This is a genomic window from Bradyrhizobium sp. 25ACV (assembly GCF_054863005.1).
Window position 1 is genome coordinate 194240 of sequence record NZ_JAVAYO010000012.1, and the last position, 20253, is coordinate 214492.

General features: G+C 59.1%; 20 protein-coding genes and 2 pseudogenes. 11 read left to right on the forward strand and 11 right to left on the reverse strand.

What is annotated here, in order from left to right; genetic code table 11:
* Window positions 1-66: 66 nt before the first annotated feature.
* Window positions 67-549 (reverse strand): hypothetical protein, encoded by a 483-nt coding sequence (locus RAD04_RS26360; protein ID WP_461626106.1) that lies wholly within the window; start codon window positions 547-549, stop codon window positions 67-69.
* Between the two features lie 3121 nt (window positions 550-3670).
* Here RAD04_RS26360 and RAD04_RS26365 point away from each other — a divergent pair.
* Window positions 3671-4789: a tetratricopeptide repeat protein gene (locus RAD04_RS26365; RefSeq protein WP_461626107.1), complete on the forward strand. Its 1119-nt coding sequence runs from the start codon at window positions 3671-3673 to the stop codon at window positions 4787-4789.
* 355 nt (window positions 4790-5144) lie between these two features.
* Here RAD04_RS26365 and RAD04_RS26370 read toward each other — a convergent pair whose 3' ends face one another.
* A complete protein-coding gene (locus RAD04_RS26370; protein ID WP_461626108.1) occupies window positions 5145-6116 on the reverse strand; it encodes a PAS domain S-box protein in 972 nt (323 codons plus the stop codon).
* Between the two features lie 262 nt (window positions 6117-6378).
* Window positions 6379-6624 (reverse strand): hypothetical protein, encoded by a 246-nt coding sequence (locus RAD04_RS26375; RefSeq protein WP_461626109.1) that lies wholly within the window; start codon window positions 6622-6624, stop codon window positions 6379-6381.
* Window positions 6625-6996: 372 nt separating this feature from the next.
* On the opposite strand from RAD04_RS26375, the gene RAD04_RS26380 reads away from it, so the two are divergent.
* A complete protein-coding gene (locus RAD04_RS26380; protein ID WP_461626110.1) occupies window positions 6997-7239 on the forward strand; it encodes a hypothetical protein in 243 nt (80 codons plus the stop codon).
* 291 nt (window positions 7240-7530) lie between these two features.
* Here the strand turns inward: RAD04_RS26380 and RAD04_RS26385 are convergent, their stop codons facing one another.
* Window positions 7531-7716, reverse strand: a complete 186-nt coding sequence (locus RAD04_RS26385) for a hypothetical protein (RefSeq protein WP_461626111.1) — start codon at window positions 7714-7716, stop codon at window positions 7531-7533.
* Window positions 7717-8351: 635 nt separating this feature from the next.
* On the opposite strand from RAD04_RS26385, the gene RAD04_RS26390 reads away from it, so the two are divergent.
* Entirely contained in the window at window positions 8352-8564 is a 213-nt protein-coding gene (locus RAD04_RS26390) for a cold-shock protein (protein ID WP_080586619.1), read from the forward strand.
* Between the two features lie 506 nt (window positions 8565-9070).
* On the forward strand, window positions 9071-9310 hold the full coding sequence (locus tag RAD04_RS26395) for a hypothetical protein (protein ID WP_461626112.1): 240 nt from the start codon (window positions 9071-9073) through the stop codon (window positions 9308-9310).
* 1082 nt (window positions 9311-10392) lie between these two features.
* Here the strand turns inward: RAD04_RS26395 and RAD04_RS26400 are convergent.
* The 6 genes from RAD04_RS26400 to RAD04_RS26425 all read right to left on the reverse strand — a co-directional run bounded on the left by RAD04_RS26400 (window position 10393) and on the right by RAD04_RS26425 (window position 12585).
* Window positions 10393-10662, reverse strand: a complete 270-nt coding sequence (locus RAD04_RS26400; protein WP_461626156.1) for a hypothetical protein — start codon at window positions 10660-10662, stop codon at window positions 10393-10395.
* 142 nt (window positions 10663-10804) lie between these two features.
* The gene (locus RAD04_RS26405) at window positions 10805-10999 is read right to left on the reverse strand and encodes a hypothetical protein (protein ID WP_461626113.1); all 195 of its coding nucleotides are present in this window, start codon (window positions 10997-10999) and stop codon (window positions 10805-10807) included.
* A 156-nt stretch (window positions 11000-11155) separates the two neighbouring features.
* Entirely contained in the window at window positions 11156-11410 is a 255-nt protein-coding gene (locus tag RAD04_RS26410) for a DUF6894 family protein (protein WP_461626114.1), read from the reverse strand.
* A 59-nt stretch (window positions 11411-11469) separates the two neighbouring features.
* Window positions 11470-11871 carry a response regulator gene (locus RAD04_RS26415; protein WP_461626115.1) on the reverse strand — a complete coding sequence of 134 codons (402 nt, stop codon included), beginning with the start codon at window positions 11869-11871 and terminating at the stop codon, window positions 11470-11472.
* 84 nt (window positions 11872-11955) lie between these two features.
* Window positions 11956-12132, reverse strand: coding sequence for a hypothetical protein (locus RAD04_RS26420; RefSeq protein WP_461626116.1), 177 nt, complete (start codon window positions 12130-12132; stop codon window positions 11956-11958).
* A gap of 195 nt (window positions 12133-12327) precedes the next feature.
* The gene (locus RAD04_RS26425; RefSeq protein WP_461626157.1) at window positions 12328-12585 is read right to left on the reverse strand and encodes a DUF6894 family protein; all 258 of its coding nucleotides are present in this window, start codon (window positions 12583-12585) and stop codon (window positions 12328-12330) included.
* A 214-nt stretch (window positions 12586-12799) separates the two neighbouring features.
* On the opposite strand from RAD04_RS26425, the pseudogene RAD04_RS26430 reads away from it, so the two are divergent.
* Together RAD04_RS26430 and RAD04_RS26435 are read left to right on the forward strand one after the other, a co-directional pair.
* Window positions 12800-13225: pseudogene (locus RAD04_RS26430) on the forward strand (IS110 family transposase); the annotation flags it as partial.
* A gap of 255 nt (window positions 13226-13480) precedes the next feature.
* Window positions 13481-13684: pseudogene (locus tag RAD04_RS26435) on the forward strand (MFS transporter); the annotation flags it as partial.
* A gap of 107 nt (window positions 13685-13791) precedes the next feature.
* On the opposite strand, the gene RAD04_RS26440 reads toward RAD04_RS26435, so the two are convergent.
* Window positions 13792-14304, reverse strand: coding sequence for an Lrp/AsnC family transcriptional regulator (locus RAD04_RS26440; RefSeq protein ID WP_183258897.1), 513 nt, complete (start codon window positions 14302-14304; stop codon window positions 13792-13794).
* A 135-nt stretch (window positions 14305-14439) separates the two neighbouring features.
* Here RAD04_RS26440 and RAD04_RS26445 point away from each other — a divergent pair, with 135 nt between their 5' ends.
* Genes RAD04_RS26445 through lpdA form a run of 5 tightly spaced genes read left to right on the forward strand, consistent with a single transcriptional unit; the run spans window position 14440 to window position 19648 of the window.
* Window positions 14440-14703: a hypothetical protein gene (locus tag RAD04_RS26445; RefSeq protein WP_461626117.1), complete on the forward strand. Its 264-nt coding sequence runs from the start codon at window positions 14440-14442 to the stop codon at window positions 14701-14703.
* Window positions 14700-15959: a thiamine pyrophosphate-dependent enzyme gene (locus RAD04_RS26450; RefSeq protein WP_461626158.1), complete on the forward strand. Its 1260-nt coding sequence runs from the start codon at window positions 14700-14702 to the stop codon at window positions 15957-15959. Before RAD04_RS26445 ends, RAD04_RS26450 begins: the two co-directional genes overlap by 4 nt.
* A 3-nt stretch (window positions 15960-15962) precedes the next feature.
* Window positions 15963-16976 (forward strand): alpha-ketoacid dehydrogenase subunit beta, encoded by a 1014-nt coding sequence (locus tag RAD04_RS26455; protein ID WP_461626118.1) that lies wholly within the window; start codon window positions 15963-15965, stop codon window positions 16974-16976.
* A 1-nt stretch (window position 16977) separates the two neighbouring features.
* Window positions 16978-18246: a dihydrolipoamide acetyltransferase family protein gene (locus RAD04_RS26460; protein WP_461626119.1), complete on the forward strand. Its 1269-nt coding sequence runs from the start codon at window positions 16978-16980 to the stop codon at window positions 18244-18246.
* Between the two features lie 4 nt (window positions 18247-18250).
* Window positions 18251-19648 (forward strand): dihydrolipoyl dehydrogenase, encoded by a 1398-nt coding sequence (gene lpdA, locus RAD04_RS26465; protein WP_461626159.1) that lies wholly within the window; start codon window positions 18251-18253, stop codon window positions 19646-19648.
* Window positions 19649-20253: the final 605 nt, after the last annotated feature.

Genomic DNA, 20253 nt, shown 5'->3' on the forward strand with positions numbered 1-20253 from the left:
CTTCCTTGGCTTTTCTGCTCAACTTCTCGGGCGTCCAAAGCGACATGGATTTATCTTTACTCATGCCTAGGTCCTTCCGAGGGTGCTGCGGCCTATCGCACCGGCAGCGATTTGAAGCGAAGTGCCAACCGCCCAACAGCATCCGACCAGAACTCTGAATCCATCGTGCACGGTCTCATCGAGGACAATCATGCTGACGGACAGAAAAAGAGCGAGCGCGGAAGAGAAAGTTCCGGCCGCGCTGGCGAGCGCCGCCGCGTCGGCACCGAACCTCCATTCTTCCGGCCGTTGGAATCTTGCTGTGTGCGCAACACGGTTAGGCAGATCGATGCCCACATAAAAACCAAAGGCCCCGTAAAGCATCATCAACAGGACCATCCATTCGTTTCGAAACAACGCGGTTTGCATGCGCATCAGTCCAATGGCCACGTAAAGGCCGCCCGCGCCGCCGACCATGGCAAGTCCACTTCTTTCAAAGATGTGCGCCACCTTGATGACCCCGGAACGGCCGAGCCACGTCGTGAGGGTGACGTAAGCGTGCTTCGCCAAGTCCTTCTCTCCAAATGACAAAGAGCTAAAGACAACCGCAATGCTCATTTTCGCAGGCACTGCCGGAGTGCATCGTGATGCAGTTCGGATATCAATTTCAGAATGATGTGTGCCCACCGACGGCACTGGGCCGCCATTGATGGAAGCGGAAACGCCGATGCGTCATCGCTTTTGATGCAGCTCTCGAGCAATTCGCTCGACCAAGTAAAGGGTACGCCCTTTTCGTTCGAGCACCTAGTAAATAGCTCTCGTTCGGGAAAACTTATCGTGAGGCTCACCGAGGCCGTCTCGCATACGCCCAACATTCATATACTTTGGAGATGCGAGAGCCGATTTCAAATGGGCCAATGGGGCTGCCAGCAACGAACTTGCCAACCGACGCCGGGCGGCCAATTGGACACCTTGTCGCTTCAGGTGAGGCTTTCTGGATGTAAAGGTCGGTGGACCCATCGGAATTAGCCTTGAGAGTTTGACGAGCGCTGACCGAGTAGCGGCAAGTTGCTCCCCAAGGCACTCCGCAAAAGCTCACGGACTGGGAGGTCGCTTTGACCTAAATCAAAGGAACTAGCGGCGCCGCCATCTTGAACATACGGACATCAATTCCGGTTACTGATCGCATCCATTTATGAGATTTGTCTCGACTTCCGACCGCGAAGGGAATGTAGTTCAGTCATCACCGCCCATCGTAGGCACCCCACCGGTGACTGAGAGTGTTGCGCTCCCGCCTGAACAAGCGTGAGTAACGATGGCAAAGAACACCCCGCCGCCCGTCTGCCCGAAATGCCGGAAACCGATGCACTTCGTTATCGTAGAGACCGGAGGCCGTAAATTCCGGTGCCTGGATTGCCATGGGGAAGACCCGATGAAGTCCCCTGACGTGACAGGGTGGCTTAAGGGCGAATTGGCGGTGGAAAGATAAGGCCGCCTCATTGGCGGGCTCTCACGTTTCTGGCGGCTTACCGGGAACGGTAGCATAAAGTTGGCTCCCCTACTGCAGGCATGGTCGCAATGCCCATATACGAATGTCCCGGCTGCCATTTCGGTGGCCTGGCGTTTCATCAGGGCAAGCACTTTGTCCGTGATTTCCCGGGTGTCTTAATTCCCCTCTGCGGGTGTCCCGCCATCACGCATTGAACCTTGGCACGACACGTGCAGACAGACTGGTATCGGGATTTTACAATCTCCCTCCCGGGGCTGGAAGACCGCCGCCTGCATTGGATTTCAAGCGGGCGGCGTTTTTAATGGTATCCTAATCTGCCAGCGCGCGTGTCCAGTGCGAGTGTAAATCTCGTATCTGGAAACGTTCTCGCAAACTTCAGCGTGTATTGCGCGAAGCAGGGTTGGGGTTTCGATGTCTTACATAACTGTCCCTTTCGGGTGCTGGCGTACTTATACGCTCGTCTGAAGTCTGCTCCGATGCGGCTCGGCGCCCTTAGCCAGACTGATCCAATCAGTGGCAAGCCTCAGCCATGCTTCTCGATCCACTTTGCTGAACGCCAATTCAGCCAGACGAAGGCATTCATCCGCTTCCATGCGGAACCTGTTCGCGTTGGGTTCGCTCACGAAGCCGCCTCCTAAACAAGTTCGCCGTAGCTGTGGCTATCGAGGCCGCCTCAACTCACGCAATAGCCAGCCCAGTGCCTCAGAAGTAATCGGGTCTTCGGGAGCCTGCGCTTCGGAGATCAGTCCGCATTTTCTGCACCGTAACGTGCGGTGCTCCAAGCCAGGTCTTCCCGTCACAATGCGCAAAACCTCCAACCGGGTTTCGCAAACCGGACAGCCGGGCCAGACCGTGTCGCGTAGGGAGAGACTTTTCGTGAGGAGTGTATCCTGCATGGTGCTCCCTTTCTTGGGAGGGCGGGAGCACAACACTCTCAGTCACCGATGAAAGCCACTGGTTGGGCGGTGATAGATAGCACCCTAGGCCTAAACCGCGTGTAGCGATATCAAAAAGGCGCACAGCACGCGATCAAATAACGCTCTCAGCGGCCTAAGTCTGCGAGCGGCAGATCGGTGGGATGCATCGCGTCCCGTTCCTGCTGTAGGCCGGCGATCACTCCCGTAATGCGTCCCTTAGTGAGGGGATCGAAGGGAAAGGCTGCAACGCACCGGTAGTGCCAGATTGTCTCGTCTAGTTCCTGGCACTTTTCGCACATGGGGCTCACCGGTTGAACTCCGGGGCGGGGAGCACGCGGGCTCTCACTCACCGATGACGGAGGACGGGGCGGTGATGCTGCTTAACTGCCACCTGTCGGCTCGGTTCCTAATCGAAGCGACCTTAGCCCCAGATGACGTGGGCCAGTCGTTCAATTGCGAAGCCCCTCTCTAGCTGTCTGCAGCGCATCCTTTTGCGGACCATGCCGGTGAGCGGCTTGCCGGTCGGAAGTAGCTTGCCTGCTTCAGGTCAAAGTCCGATCTCATGACGCGTCCCGCTGCACGTCCCTCAATGCCAGTCGGCTGATTTGGGTTGTCCACCCGTTCCCTCGATCAAAGACCGACCTCGGACCGCATATGACCGGTGTGGCCGGCTGCTGCGCGCGTATCGGGAGCGGCGCCATGACGATGGCCGCTCCTATCAAACTTATAAAACACCGGCACCCAATCATGATCGCTCCGATCATGTCATTTCCGATTTCGGCAGCGCCCGACTTGCCATCATAGCCGCTGAAATGATGGTGGTGAAATGTTGGTGATGTCTGGTCCGGGTCAAAAATGCGAAGAACTCAGGTTGAGTAAATCTGGGCCGCTCTGCCATGGTGAGCGGACCTTCGCCAGGCCTGGCGCAGCTTCGCAGATGGGCCAATCGGCGACATAGGGAGCGTCCCTCCAATGTCACCATAGTCTGAGCAAACAGTCGGTCAGCGCGACTGACGTTTTAGCTCGGCAGAGGGCGGCGCGGCTTGAGAGCATCGCGAAGCCCGGCGGCATCTGCATATCTTCCGCCGCCTACGATCAAGTTCGAGGCAAGGTCGGGGTTGAGTTCGCCGATCTGGGCGAGCAGAACCTCAAAAATATCGCCCTCCCAGTCCGTGCCTATGCTTCGCAGCTCTCCGATGCGCTGCCGGTTGTTTCGGGCTTTCCGTTTGGTCTGTGGCCTGCGCATGGTGTGCGGCGAGTTCGGGTGGGTCTAACGACGGCGCTTCTCCTGCTCATGGCTGGCGGCGGTCTCGGTTACTGGTACATCCGTTGGAGTGAGCCGCAGCTGGTGAACCATCGCCTATCGATTGTCGTGCTGCCATTCACAAATTTGAGCAACGAACCCGATCAGGAATACTTTGCGGAAGGTATTGCCGAAGATCTAAGTGCTGATCTCTCGCGCATCGAGGACAGCTTCGTGATCGCGCCGAGTACAGCCCGTGCCTATAAGAACGTTGACCCAAAGCGCGTTCGCCGCGAACTCGGCGTCCGCTATATTCTCGACGGTAGCTTGCGCAGAACGCAGTCAATTGTCCGGATCAATGCCCGGCTGATCGATGCGCGGACCGGCGCACAGATCTGGTCGGAGGGCGTCGACGGCGAGTGGTCCAAATCGTTACAGCTTCAGGATGTCATAACGGGTGGACTGGCACGGCGGCTTGATCTCGAACTGACTAACCAGGAAAGCCGCGATGCCGAGGTTGCGCGGCCCAACAACCCCGACGCGGTCGATCTTACAATGCGGGGCTGGGCCGTGCTCAATCGGCCCTATTCGCGCGAACAGTTGGCTCAGTCGAGTGCCCTCTTCGAGCGCGCACTCCAGATCGATCCCGGCTACCCTAAGGCCCTCGTAGGCTTGGCAGATACTCTGGCAATCCAAGTCAACTATCGTTGGATCGATGCGCCCGCCGATAAGCTGCGGCGCGCTGGGAGTGCGGTAGACCAGGTTCTGTCCCAGTTTCCCAGTGACGCTATGGCACATTTTGTAAAGGGCGAGATCCAACGGGCGAAGGGCAGGAACCTCGACGCTGCGGTCGGCGAGTATATGGCGGCAATTGCGATAAATCCGAGTCTCGCCCCGGCTCATGGCGCGCTCGGCGCTGCCAAGATACGCGTCGGCCACTCTGCGGAGGCATTTGTCCCTCTCCAAATGGCCATCCAGCTCAGCCCCCGCGATCCGCTCTTGAGCACTTGGTACTTCTACGTCTGCCATGCACACAGCCATCTCGGTCAATATGATGAAGTGATCGACTGGTGCGGCCGCTCCATCGCGGTGAATCCATTTGGATTGCCTACGCGGATCTCGCCGCCGCTAACGCATTGACGGGACATGAGCGTGAAGCTCACGCCGCCGTCGCCGAGCTTCGTCGGCTCAGGCCCAATTACACCGTTGCCCTTTGGCTGCAGGATGGATCTGAGTGGTCCGATAACGTCGTCTTTCTTGCCGAATTTCAGCGCATCGCTGAGGGTTTGCGCAAGGGGGGCTTCCGGAGTGAAGGGTTGCACGGGCAAAGGATCGAGCCCGATCCTCGCGCTCGCTGCGTGCCTGATGAAGGCTCGCCGGACCCCCGCTCCAGCCATAATGGAAAGATTCGGGAGTCCGGAATGGGTCAGGAGCGGCTGTCGGCACAAATTTGAGAAGCCCCACCAATTCTTTATCTGTCGGGCTTGTTGCGACCTCAGATCGGGAGTGTAATTTCGCAGAGAAGTCCGTCTTTGCGCCAGTCAAAGTGAACTTTCCCCTTTAGCTGGGCGATCATTCCTGCAATGATGCGGCCACCAACGCCCTTTCGCGTGGGTTCCTGCACGGCAGGACCACCTGTCTCTTTCCAGCGTAGATGCAATTGACCGCGAGCCTCGTGCGACCATTGCAGGTGGACCTGGCCGTTGGACTGGGACAAAGCACCGTACTTCGCGGCGTTGGTGGCCAGCTCGTGCAGCGTCATGGCAATTGCCTGAGCGACGCCGGGTTCTAACAGGATTGGCGGTCCATCTATCAGCAGTCGCTTCCCGGAATATGGAGCAAGTTCTTGTTCGGCGATCGCCGATAGATCGGCACCGATCCAGCGTGTCGCGACAAAGAGCGAGCAAACCTTCGCAAGCGATTCGATGCGCCCAACAATCGTCTGTTTGAGATCTTCCGGCGAGCTTGATTGAGAAAGATTAACCACCGCCAGAACGCTCGCAAGCATGTTCTTGCTGCGGTGCTCGGCCTCGCGTGCCAATGTCGTGATCACCTCCTGATTTTTCTTTTGCTCGGTGATATCTCTCGCGATCTTTGATGCGCCAACGATCTTGCCGCTGGCATCCTTGACAGGCGAAACCGTCAGCGAAACGACAATGAGGCTGCCGCGCTTAGTTTGCCGAACAGTCTCAAAATGGTCGATGCGCTCACCTCGCCTGATGCGAGTAAGTATCTCGCGCTCCTCGCCTTGCCGGTCCTCAGGGATAACAAGCGTAATGGGCTGACCAATCGCCTCACCGGGCGAGTAGCCGAAGATGCGCTCGGCACCCCTGTTCCAGCTCGAAATAATGCCATCGAGATTCTTGCTCACAATCGCGTCGTCGCTGGAATCGACTATGGAGGCCAGCCAGCGCAGCCGTTGCTCACTTTCGTGAAGTGCATTTTCAAAGTCGCTTTTCCGCGTCATAGGGCCCCCCTAGTCCAGAAGCTCCGCGGCCTTTGACGGCAACATCATAGCACCGATGTTCCGTCCAGCGTTGACCCGCCAACGTAGAAATCTGGTGCCAGTTCATGATGTCGCCTTTGGGGTCAAGATGCGAAGAACTCAGATTGAGAAATCTAGTCCGCTCTGCCGCAATGAGCGGACCTCCGTCAGACGAGGCGCAACTTCGCCGATGGGCCAATGTCAGACGTCGCCCGCGAGAAAGACGCCGTCCTTCTGGGCGGCGTTACTCCGCATCGATCCTGTAAACGTCGCCGGGTTCGAGCTTGAGTTCCTCGAACATCCTTTGCTGCTTTTCAGTGAGAACCGCTGGCACAACTTCCGCCGTCCAGCCTTCGGGAACGGCCGCGAGGACCAGCGTCATCGCGTGACTAGGTTTGGCTAACGCTAGCCACATCTGCTTCGTTGGCTGGGGCGCGTCGTCCGAGGTCACCTCAATGACAGTGAACGAATTGCCGAACGACTCTGCCATCTGAGTTGCAATAACTAACTGGGTCGAGGAAGTCGGACGGGGCCGGCAATCAACCTGTAAGTGGGCACCCAAGCGGTGTTCCACGATTCCATGGTCGCGCCGCAAACCGAACACTCGAAGCTGGCGATCTGCCGCCCCGGGGCCATCGCCTCGGTTCGGCTATAGACCGCCCCGCACCGACAGGATCGGTTATGAGAATCGGGCATCCCCATTTATGCGCTCGAAAGGCGACACAGGCCACTGCGAAAATCGAACTAGGCGCTGAGGCTGGAAAGAGCTGGAACCGCTGTGCAGGGTGTCCGCCTTGCTCCCGGCTCTGCATGTGGTTACGCTCAACAGTGAAGCTCAATTCGGTACTGGCAGAGACTTCACATGCTAACGACGACACGCGAGTACATTGTTTTTTGGGTCGAGAACAGCGTTCACGCTGCGGAGCAATCCGGGACACCGGGCGCGTCACAAAGCGTGGACGTATTGGTTGAGCGCCTCGTTGACGGGGCCAAGAATCAAAACATCACGCGTGAGGCCATTGAAAAAGAGGTTGGTGATCTAAAGCAGTACATCGAGGGAAAGCTCACGGCTGCCAACCGGATTGAGCAGGATCGCCGCAAATAACATCGACTTGCACCTGAGTTCCAGGGCCGCGAAATCGCGTCTGTCTTAGCTCCCATCTCGAAGACACTGCGAGAATAGCCATGGCAATCCGAAAGGAAATAAAGCGAGTGATACATGCTGCAACAGCCGGTATGTCGCAGCAGCTCTACTCAATGCTGCTGGTGTTGGGCGAGCTCTTGAGCAGCGCACTCGACAGAACCGATTCGAGAAAAAAGCCGATAGACAAACGGCAGATAGACGCTGATCGAGCACCAAGGGGAAGAGCATCCCTGAATGGAACTTAAAAAGGTCTCACTTGCCGGCATTGCCCTTGACCTCTCGCGCTAACCGCTCCGCTCTGAGACGTCTGTGGTTTTCTTGAAACTCTGGATCGGCCTGACTGTCCGCAATCGTTTGCCGCGCTCCGTTTGGGTTTTGCGCCTTGCGGTCCGCCTCGTCGGCTACCTGCTGCTGGGCCGAGCGTTTCCGTTCGATCATTACTAGATCCTTGCACTCATTGATCAGGGCCGTATCGCCCTGCAAAGATAGTTGGAAGAAGGAGCCATCAAGTCACTTCGCGTAACCCTGAGATCGGAGCCACGCGATCCGACGCTCTCCATTCATCCAATCGTCAATTTCGGTCTTGCTTGTGAAACCCGTGATTTCTCTGGGTTCTGCGCCTGGGTACTCGGCGATGATAGCCCAGTCGCCTTCATAGTTACGGACTGGTTTGAAATTCACTTTTGCTTTTGCCATGCCGAACTATGCAGGAAAGTGCGCAAAAAGTGAAGCTCGCGGAAGCATTTCGAGCCGCCTGCCCCCGACGCCTTGTCCTTTTGTCGCGCAGACGAGGAGCCGTTATATTCCCGAGCACCCAAGGTCGTTCCGGCAATCAGTCAACAGGTTCAGAACGAATCCACCAACGGTGATGAAAAGCACCGTTGGCTTTCTTATTGAAGTCTCTCAACTGCTGGTGTATTGTTTCGAACATCGATACTGGCCGAACAACTGTTCCGCTTTCGCCTCAGCTCCTGACGGCGCGCACGTTTCAGGCATTCTCCAACATCGACTAACCGGAACACTGGCCGCAACTCCGCGCGCCAGCTCCTGCGCGTATACGAAAGGACGACCTGATGAACACAGGCACAGTGAAGTGGTTTAACAGCCAAAAGGGCTTCGGCTTTATCCAGCCGACAAACGGCAGCAACGACGTTTTTGTTCATATCAGCGCGGTGGAACGCGCCGGTATGGATACTCTGAGCGAAGGTCAGACGCTGTCTTATGACGTCGTCGCAGACCGTCGTACAGGCAAGTCCGCTGCCGAAAATCTTCGTGCTGCTGCTTAAGTAAGAGCACGACAGACCTGTCGCTCTCGCCACGGATGTACTGGCAGAGCTTGTGGTCATGCCCCGTTCCCAAATCATTGGGAGCGGGGTTTTTGATTGAACCCAGTCAAAGCGATACATAAAGTAATCTCGTCGGTGGCTTCGCGTCAAAATCATCGCGCGTAGTCACCGAGAGACGAGCCGACAATCTGTTCTGGACTGCGTTCGCCAAGCCAACTCAAGAGTGACGTTGGTATTGGCGGCAGCCTCCGATCGCTGGACGGCTGACTCGTAGTTCGATCCCTGGCGAAAAGCAGCAAAGGCTGTTCGAAGAGCTAAACTACGAGCGATGCTTGCGGACTGCGGGAGTATCCCCGCTGCCGGGGATGCCTTTCCTGTTGTTATGTTCGCTCCCTCCCCTTCGGCCTGATGGGGCCTATTGCCTCTTTAAGAAACGATTGGTGTGTGGATTGAGCGGCCGTGCAATTCGACGAACGTGGTAGGGTTAGCGCAAAGCAGGAGATCAAATGAGTATTGTAAAGCGGCATCTGGCTGAGAAGGAAGAGCGCCTGGTCTTAGTCGAGGAAATCTGCATCGATAAAGGAGCGCTCGTCTTGGATACCGCCACAGACGAAGTCTCCTTTTCTGCGGATGAAGAGGCTTACAGGAACGCCTACGTCGCCGTGTTTCAGGCGTGGGCAAAGGGCACAATCAAAGGCACGGCGGAACAGATATTCGACGCTACAAAATCCATACTCGAGGATTAGCGAAGCCGCCAAGCCAAAATGGTCCGCACGTGAGTGCGTTAGGATCCGGAAGCAACAGGATGCATTCAGTTCCGCTGGAGCAGCCGCAACCGTAAGGTAAACACATGTCCTATGCGTATAAGCTCAATGAAGACGTTCGCCACCAACCCCAAGGCCCACAAGGACGGACTGGAACTGAACGGCCAGTGATTTACACCATCGTACAGCATATGCCCATCGAGTCCGATGGACGAGTTAGGTGCCGCATTAAGTGCAAGTCTGAGAGGATCGAGCGAGTCGTTACGGAAGATCAGCTTTCGTACCTTCAGTGACCTTCAGCGGTTGACCGATCGCGAAAATGTCCTGAGAGCGCGATGCGAAAAGCCGCCTCAAAGGCGCGAGGTGTGACAAAGGCGGTCGATATGACGCTCAGACTCGTAAAGTTCGAGCGTTCGCAGCCACGACTTGCCGCACCAAAGGCGTGCACGTCGGCCAGCCCCATGAGCAGCGAACTGCTGAGCCCTGTTACGCAAAAGGCGGTACCTCGACCAGCGTTCCGATCAATCGCAACAATGCTTGCTGTTCGGGCCCACTTCCGTGACGCAAGAACTCACCCAACTCGACGTGAGATAGGCGGCCACCAGAGGGCGCATTGGGCTGGTGGATGATGAAAGCATGACCGCTTGCCGGCTCGCGAGCGATGAACCATGCGTCGCCATTCGGGCTCCGATAGAGCTCTCGCCGGTCTGACATATCTCCTCCTAGCTCCCCCCGACAATATAAGAGGCGATGGCCGCTTGCGAGAGAGGCATCCGAAACGCCACCCAGGGCCCTTAGGAACTTACATGGACAGCCACGACATCGCACTGGGAAACAGGACAGTCTCACCACTGAACTTTGAACGCCGAGAGAGCCAAACGACCGGCGGCCAGGTCTGCTGAGGGTCATTCGCGTCGATCTAGCCGCGGCGCCCTCACGTCCGGTCTGGCCTCTACTGCTGACGCGTCGAATCCCGTCTCGATCTTCGCCTTCGGGCCAATAGCCGAAGTTCACTCGCCTTCACTCCTCTCAGGTGCCGGGCGGGCACTGACCGGTCGTTATCTTCAGTCGTCTGAGATGCCTGCGTCGGTGCGCCGCGCGTCTGCCAAATCGGCCGAGCCGATCGAGATCACCTCCATCATCAACCCGCGCGAACCCTCCGCCGGCACCTTAATCATCGTAGCAATGCGGCGGAACGCTGTGAAGGAAAGGCTCTCGATCATCTCCTCGTCGGTGACGACCTCGTAGGCGCCGGCCGGCAACTGCCGATCGATTCCGTTGATTCGGAACGGATGGTTGAAAGTGACGACTTCATATCGGGAACGGATGGTCATGCGCACCTCTACCGTTGCATCACCATTGCTCCGACGATCAGCAGCCCGAAAAAGATCGGGAGCAATACCGGAGGTACGAGCCAGTCACGCCATCCGCTCCCTTCGGGGTGCGTCTGCGGATTTTCCAATTGGGGGGAATGCTTCATTCGGGGGCTCTAAGACCTGGCGACCGTAGCCAATCGCCGATGTGGGAGGCGGTCTCGGTCAGCCGGGCTTGCCTTTGAACGGCATCGCGCAGGTGGCCGGGAGGAAGCATATTGGCTTGCTCATGCAAGCTTTTGGCTTTCTCGGCGAGACGCTCTTCGAGGGATTTGGTCTGCTTGAAACGTCGGCGCATGGTGCGACTCCTTTCCATTGAGGAAGGCGGGAGCGCGACCGGGCGTTCTCAGTCACAGACAACAGCCAAGGTCCGATCTGTGATGAGGATAGTGTGCGCCTCAAAACTGCGCGGCGCGAGTCATATTTACTGAACCTGCAGATACGCTGGCTCTCTTCAAGAGCGCGTCGACCTCGAGCTGATGCAAATGGTGTGCACCAACTTGTCTGCTTCGTCGTTTACTTCCAGCCGCCATTCTTGGCCCGGCCGGAACTTTCCGTCGATGTCGTTCAAAAGCGCACCCGCGTAGCTGGTGGCCTCTCGCCAAGCCGCTTCATCGTCTGGCAATTCCTCGCCCTCATAATCGGCATGGGGGGCGACGTTTTGAACGTTGAAGAAGTATCGTGGCATGCCGAGCAAATGCGTAGGCATGGTCACGGTTCCTGTATCCGTGTCCGCTCCCTCAGGGCCGTGCACGCCTCTCAGGTCCGCTATGAGTGCGAAAGTGGAAGTTGGTTGAGCAGCTGAGACACGGCCGTCACGACCTGGGCAGGCGCGAATGGCTTGTTCAATAGAACGCTGTTCGGCACGCCGCGAGAAGGCCACTCGTCTGCTGCTGCCCCGGTCATATAAATCACCGGTACGGCTGGATTAAGTTCTCTGGCGCGCTTGGCAACGTCCCAGCCCGTTAGCGAGCCGCGGAGGTTAACATCGGTCAAAAGAGCGCGGTGCTTGGCAATCTCTGCTTCGAGCAGGTGGATCGCGTCCTCACCTGACGGGACAACCTGCGCTTCGAATCCACCTTCGGATAGGGCTTCTCGAACTAAATCCTGAATTAGAAAGTCATCCTCCACAACGAGGACTAGCAGCATTTCGTTTTGCACCGGCCGCATCCTCACTCGCGTAGCATCGCTAGCAAGAACGGTTAAGTCCAAAAGTGTACCAAAGTTCCAGACCGGAACCGGCTCCTCACTTCCTCAGGGGCACAGGTCCACTCCTCTCGGGACTGAAAAGCCCCGTCGTCTGATCTCGTCCTCAATTTGTTCGATGAGCTTGAGGATTTCCAGACCATCCATGTCCTCACGCGCGGCTTGCCTGAGGCGCTCCACGAGTGTCAGCTCAGTGTTCGAAAAAGGTCTGTCGCCGTTTTCCATCAACCGTCTCCATTCCTTAGGAGGCGGGAGCAGTTCGGCTCTCAGTCACCGATAGAGGCCACGGACCATGCGGTGATACCGAAAGTTAGCACTGAGCCGATGACGTTGTCTGGACCAAAATTTAGGCACCCATTTAGGGACGCTTACCTGCCGGCCGACTTGGTTCCTAGTGAACTTGCACCTTGGTCGGCCACCTTATGAGAGATTGCTGCTTTTGCCATGGGACGGCGCGGCAACCACCTCAACCGTTGCGGACACGGTCATGACGGGCGAGTCTTTCGTCCTTACGTGGACGGAAAGCTTGTCGGTTAATCCCGAAGGGCTATGGTCCCGTATTCCCTCGGCGAGGTATCTCATCGCGGCATCACGCGCAGCCGCGAGACCAGGAAGCTCCTCACCGTTGTCGTCGAGGATGGTGCCGGCGAGGTCTTGGTAGTCGAAATAAAAGCGCATGCGGGCCAACGCTGCCTCGGTCCACGCGTTCCTGTGTGCGAGCATTAGCAGTGCCGGGGTTTTAGCCAGCTACTCAAAGTTAGTGGGACTGACCGCTCCCTCAGGGACACCGCATTCATTGAACGACGGAATTTCCACTAATGGGATGGACCGGCTGCTTCCCCCGCGGGGATAGTCTGCAAAGACTACCCTGCAGCATCCGGAGAAGCAGCCCATGACCACCACACCTTTGGCCTCGATCGGCATCGACATCGGCAAGGAAGTCTTCCATGTCGTCGGTTTCGGCACTGACGGCAAGATCGCTTTCCGTCGCAAGATCAAAAGACTGGCACTCCTTGAGGTCTTCAAACGACTGCCTCCCAGCATCGTCGGCATGAAGGCTTGTCTCAGCGCGCACTTTGTCAGCCGTGCTCTGCGCCAATTTGGCCATCAGCCAACGATCATCCCTGCGATCTATGTGAAGCCGTTCGTGAAGGGACAGAAGAACGACTACAACGACGCCGAAGCTATTGCTGAGGCCGCTCTGCGGCCGAACCTGCGCGTCGTGCGCGAGAAGACACAGGACCAGCTCGACCTCCAGGCTCTGCATCGGGTTCGCTCCCGCCTGGTCTCGCGGCGATCGGTGTCGATCAAGCTCATCGATAGGAGATCGTCGCTGTGACAATCTCGACGTAGTTGAGGAAGCGGCTCAATAGAGTGTGAACGCATGATCACGTTGGATCAATCATTCAGGCTGCTTCGATTTGTTCCTGCACTGGTGCGCGCGAGGGATGAGAGGGCGACTCGATCGCGTTGATCGAGCGCAGACATTAGACCGCACGCATCGACCAAGTGTCCATTTGGGAGCGCGTTATACTCAGTGGAGGCGAAGGCCGCCTATGCCGCCGTGATTGGATCGGCCGGCGCGATCGCGCTGATCAACTCGATCGGCAATCTCGCCGGCTTTGGCGGCCCTTATCTGATCGGCTGGGTCAAGGAAGCGACAGGGCAAACCTCGACAGGGCTGCTCGTGCTCGCGATCCTGCTCTTGATCGCCGGCATCCTGGTCTTCGCCGGGGGCCACGAGAGCAAGCACGAGTTCGCCGAGCCGAGGCGGTAAGCCTTTCCAGCATCGCCCCGGCAAATGCGAGACCCATATCCCAACTTGGGGTATGGGGGACTCAGCGTCAGAAGCGATAAGGCGCGACGGAGTACCCTGATCCTTTACTAGACCTGGACCGAAGTCAGCTTCTTCAGGCAGCGCAGCGCAAACGATGACCGGCTGTGGCGGATGCCCGGAATGCGATAGAGCTTTTCGCGCAGAAAGCGCTCATAGCCGGCGGTGCTTTCGACCGCGACCTTCACGATGTAATCGTAGTCGCCGGTGGTGAGATAGGCCTCGATCACCTCCGGCAAATTCGTAAGCAATTGGCCAAAGCGCTCGAGCATCTCCTCGTCGTGGCGGTCGAGCGTCAGCTCTATGATGACCGTTTCGGGGAGGCCAAGCTTGTCCTGATTGAGCAGCGCGACGTAGCCATCGATATAGCCCTGGGTCTCCAAACGCTTCAGCCTGTTCCAGCATGGCGTGGTGGAGAGCCCGATTCTGTCGGCAAGTTGCGCCGTCGTCAGGCGCGCATCCTGCTGCAAGGCACGCAGGATCTTGCGATCGATCTCGTCGAGCCGAAGTGCATCCTTGCGCGGAGCTTTGACAGGCCCTCTGGCACGTCCGACCGATGCCATACCAAGAATCCCATTCTCGCTTTGCTATTCGTACCCGGAAAATTTATATCGCATTTTGCGACTACACCCAGATCAAAAGAACGACAATCCTGGCTTTTGCCAGTACGATGTACTTAATACAATGAGACGCATGCGGTGTTTGTTCTCGAACTGCAGACCAGCAATATGCACGCCGCACTCGGCCGCCTGCTCGACCAGACCCGTGTCGCAGGGCTGCCGCTTGCTGCTCTCAGTGCGCGGGCGGATGCGGATGCCTGCCGCATCTCGGCTTCCATAGACATCAATGACCGCGACGTCATCGAACGGCTCGTTCGCCGCGTTGGTGCGTTATTCTGCGTCGATGCAATCGAGGTGAGAGGTGAAAGCCAATGTCCGACCCCAACCTCATCCGTGACATGATCCCGCAAGACGGGGCGGCTCCATCCGCCGAGCATCCGCCACTGAGGCTGCACGTGCCGGAGCCGGCGGTGCGCCCGGGTGGTGCGCCGGATTTCTCCAACATCCGCATTCCGCGCGCAGGCCAGGTCAATCGTCCCGACGTCGACGTGGATGCCGAGACGATTCGTGATCTCGCCTTCTCGGTTATCCGCGTGCTCAATCGCGACGGCCAGGCCGTCGGTTCCTGGGCAGGTGCGCTCTCCGACAACGAACTGCTCGAGGGCCTGCGTCACATGATGACGCTGCGTGCGTTCGATGCGCGCATGCAGATGGCGCAGCGTCAGGGCAAGACCTCGTTCTATATGCAGCACATGGGTGAAGAGGCCGTGAGCTGCGCCTTCCGCAAGGCGCTCAATCCGGGGGACATGAATTTTCCGACCTATCGCCAGGCCGGGCTTTTGATCGCCGGCGGCTACTCCCTGGTCGAGATGGCCTGCCAGATCTATTCCAACACACACGACCCCCTGAAGGGGCGCCAGCTGCCCGTGATGTATTCCTCAAGGGAGCACGGCTTCTTCACGATCTCGGGAAATCTTGCCACCCAATACATTCAGGCGGTCGGCTGGGCGATGGCCTCGGCAATCAAGAACGACACGAAGATCGCGGTCGCCTGGATCGGCGATGGCGCAACGGCAGAATCCGACTTCCACGCGGCCCTCGTGTTCGCTTCGACCTATCGCGCGCCGGTCGTACTCAACATCGTCAACAATCAATGGGCCATCTCGACCTTCCAGGGCATCGCGCGAGGTGGCTCCGGCACGTTCGCGGCGCGCGGCCTCGGCTTCGGCATTCCGGCTCTACGCGTCGACGGCAACGACTACCTCGCCGTCCACGCGGTTGCGAAATGGGCGTGCGAGCGTGCACGCCGCAATCTTGGCCCGACCCTGATCGAGCACGTGACCTACCGCGTCGGCGCGCACTCCACCTCGGACGATCCCGCGGGCTATCGGCCGAAGACGGAGTCCGAAGCGTGGCCGCTCGGAGATCCCGTGATCAGGCTGAAGAATCATTTGATCGTGCGCGGCGCCTGGTCGGAGGAACGACACAAGCAGGCCGAGGCGGAGATCATGGACACCGTGATCGCGGCGCAGAAGGAGGCCGAGGGCTACGGCACGCTGCATTCACCTCAGCATGCCTCGGCGCGTGACATGTTCGAAGGCGTGTTCGCGGATATGCCGCCACATCTGCGCCGCCAGCGCCAGGAAGCGGGAGTCTGAGCGATGCCGCGCAAAACCATGATCGAGGCGATTCGCGAGGCCATGGATGTGATGATGTCGCGCGATGACGACGTCGTCGTGTTCGGCGAGGACGTCGGCTATTTCGGCGGCGTGTTCCGCGCCAGCCAGGGCCTGCAAGCGAAATACGGAACGAGCCGTTGCTTCGATACCCCGATCAGCGAGCTCGGTATCGTCGGCATCGCAGTGGGCATGGCGGCTTACGGCCTGAGACCCTGCGTCGAAATCCAGTTCGCCGACTACATGTATCCGGCTTACGACCAGATCGTCTCCGAGGCCGCGCGGCTGCGCTATCGCTCGAACGGTCAATTCACCTGCCCGCTCGTGGTCCGCATGCCGACCGGCGGCGGCATTTTTGGCGGCCAGACACACAGCCAGAGCCCGGAAGCTCTGTTCACGCATGTCTGCGGTATCAAGACCGTCGTGCCGTCGAACCCACGGGACGCCAAGGGCCTGTTGATCTCTGCGATCGAGGACCCCGATCCCGTGATCTTTCTCGAACCGAAGCGGCTCTATAACGGTCCATTCGACGGTCATCACGACCGGCCGGTAACGCCGTGGTCGAAGCATGATCTCGGCGAAGTCGACGACGGACATTTTGCAATTCCGCTCGGCAGCGCCGCGATCCGCAGGCCGGGTGAGGCCGTCACCATCCTCGCCTACGGCACGATGGTGCACGTCGCCGAGACCGCCGCGACCGAATCCGGCATTGATGCCGAGATCATCGATCTTCGCTCGCTGCTGCCTCTCGATCTCGACACCATCGAAGCCTCGGTCAAGAAGACCGGACGCTGCGTCATCGTGCACGAGGCGACGCTGACCTCTGGCTTCGGTGCTGAGCTCTGCGCATTGGTCCAGACACGATGCTTCTATCATCTGGAAGCCCCGATCGTGCGTGTCGCCGGATGGGACACGCCCTACCCGCATGCGCAGGAATGGGACTATTTTCCGGGCCCTGCGCGTGTCGGCCGCGCATTGATCGAAACGCTGGAGGCTTGAGATGGCCGAGCGCGTGGTCAGGCTGCCCGACGTCGGCGAAGGCATTGCGGAGGCCGAGCTCGTGGAATGGCACGTGAAGGTCGGCGATGTCGTGCGCGAAGACGCCGTGCTCGGTGCCGTCATGACCGACAAGGCGACGGTGGAAATTCCTTCACCGACGGACGGACGGGTCATCTGGCTCGCCGGCAATGTGGGCGACGTTCTCGCCATCGGCTCGGACTTTGTTCGGCTGGAGGTGGACGGCAAAAGCGCGCCAGCGGCGGAGGCAGTGAAGTCAGCATCGTCCACGGCAAGCACTTTGGCCAAAAAGCCTGACGTCGCCGCAAGCGCCCCGTGCATCGCGCGCGAGCCGCCCAACATGCTGAAGTCGCAGCCCTCTGCGGCGCCACCCCACGACGCAGGCGATCGACCTCTCGCCGCCCCCGCGGTTCGGCTCCGCGCGCGGGAGGCAGGCGTCGACTTGCGTCAGATCCGGGGCACGGGCCCCGCCGGGCGGATCACCCATGATGATCTCGACGCCCATCTCGCGCGCGGCCGCACCGGAACGGCGACGCCGTATCCAACGCAAACCGCGGTCACTGACATCAAGATCGTCGGCTTGCGACGCAAGATCGCCGAGAAGATGTCCGTTGCGAGCTCGCGCATTCCGCACATCACTTATGTCGAAGAGGTCGATGTCACCGCGCTCGAGGATTTGCGCGCGAAGCTCAACAGCCAGAAGCAGCCGGGTAGACCCAAACTGACAATGTTGCCGTTCCTGATGCGCGCCATGGTGCGCGCGATCGCCGAGCAGCAGCATCTCAATGCCCATTTCGACGACGAGGCCGGGATCGTTCACCAGCACGCAGGCGTTCATATCGGGATCGCCACGCAAACGCCGGCCGGCCTCGTGGTCCCCGTCGTCCGGCATGCGGAAGCGCGCGACCTCTGGAGTTGCGCCGCCGAGGTGGCACGGCTCGCGGAAGCGGCTCGGAACGGCAGCGCCACCCGTGACGAGCTCACCGGATCGACCATCACCATCACATCGCTCGGCGCGCTGGGCGGGCTCGCGACGACGCCCATCATCAATCATCCGGAGGTCGCGATCGTCGGCGTCAACCGCATCGCGATCCGTCCGCATTGGGATGGCGCCGCCTTCGTGCCGCGTCAGATGATGAACCTGTCGTCCAGCTTCGACCACCGGGTCATCGATGGGTTCGATGCAGCCCAGTTCGTGCAGCGGATCAAGACCCAGTTGGAGACACCCGCCATGATCTTCATTGACGGGTAGGATGATGACCGAGATCACCTGCAAGCTCCTTGTCATCGGCGCGGGCCCCGGCGGCTACACCTGCGCGATCCGTGCCGGCCAGCTCGGCATCGATACGATCATCGTCGAGGCCGAGAAGCCGGGTGGAACCTGCCTCAATGTCGGCTGCATTCCTTCCAAGGCCTTGATCCATGCGGCCGGCGAGTATGAAACCATTGCGCGCGCCTCGGCGGGCGAGAGCGCACTGGGCATCACCACGGCGAAGCCGTCTCTCGACTTCGCCAAGACCATCGCCTGGAAGGACAATATCGTCCGACGTCTGAACGGCGGTGTGGCTGGTCTCTTGAGAAGGGCCGGTGTCAGGCTCGTGGCCGGCTATGCTCGCTTCCGCGACGGCAAGACCGTCGAGGTCGAAACGCAATCCGGCCGGCAGGTGATCCATGCCGAAACGGTGGTGATTGCGACAGGCTCCGAGCCGGTCGCCCTGCCGTTTCTTCCCTTCGGTGGCCGCGTGATCTCCTCGACCGAGGCTGTGGCGCTCACCGAAATCCCTAAGAGGCTCGTCGTGGTCGGCGGCGGGTACATTGGCCTCGAGCTCGGTACTGCATTCGCGAAAATCGGCGCGACCGTCACGGTCGTGGAGGCCGCGCCACGCGTTCTCCCGCAATATGATCGCGACTTGAGCGAGCCCGTCGCAAGGCGCCTGACCGCGCTCGGGGTCACGGTTTTGACGGAGGCAAAGGTGAAAGCACTCGCCACCGACGGAACGGCGCTGGCGGTCGAGACCGCCGATGGTGAGCAGGTTTCTCTCGCAGCCGACAAGATCCTTGTCACGGTCGGCCGCAGACCCCTGACAAGCGGCTTCGGCCTCGAGCAGCTCGATCTCGATATGGACGGACCTTTCATTCGAATTGACGACCGATGTCGTACCTCGATGCACGGCATCTCTGCGATCGGAGACGTCACGGGAGAGCCGATGCTGGCGCATCGCGCCATGGCGCAAGGCGAGATGGTAGCCGAGATCGTTGCCGGCCGCCGTCGCGCCTGGGACCGGGTTTCGATCCCGGCGATCTGCTTCACTGACCCCGAGCTCGTGACGGTCGGCCTGTCACCCAACGAGGCGAGCAGCAGGGGATTCGACGTCAAGACGGACCTCTTCCCGTTCAAGGCCAACGGCCGCGCATTGACGCTGGATCGGGAAGACGGCTTCATCCGGACGGTCGCGCGAGCCGACAATCACCTCCTGTTGGGTATCCAGGGCGTCGGCGCCGGCATCGCCGAGCTTTCGGCAGCCTTCACCCTTGCGCTGGAGATGGGCGCGCGGCTGGAGGATATCGCCATGACCATCCATGCGCATCCAACCCAAAGCGAAGCCTTTCACGAAGCTGCGCTGAAGTCGCTGGGGCATGCGATTCATATCTAAGCACAGGCACCACCTGCGCCGTAGAGCTGCCACCTGGCGCCACAACGAGCGCCCGTCAAATTCGAGTCGCCGCCAGAACTCGGTTCTTGGCGCCACAACGCAGTCGCAGCGGTGGTCATTCTTACAGCATCAATGGTTGCCCCTGTTACCGGGCAGTGCTGGCTTGGTCCTGTCCCATTTCGAATGGCCCTGCTCAACCCCGGTGCACACGTAGTGCACACGCTGCCATCTAAGTGATTGAAAGACCTAAATTCCCAATCGATCATGGGGGCTATGGAAAACTTCCGATCTAACCCGTTCATTTACTGAGATATTCGCCTCTGCCCGGCCCTTGATGTGATTGGACCGATTGAGAAATCTGGTGTGCCAAGGCTTCCGAAACCTTGAATTGGAAGTGGAAATCGCATCTTCGGAGTCCCGGTGCACCCGTCACGCAAACGCTCAGCGAGAGGGCACACGCCACTCATAGGACACGCAGCAAAGGGCCTCGAGCACTCAGCTGGGAGATATCGGCTTCGATCATATTCGGTCGGCAATGTGAATCCAGGTTGCGCAGACGCTGAGCCCATTCAATCGCGACCGCGCAGACCGAAATTTCCCGCCCT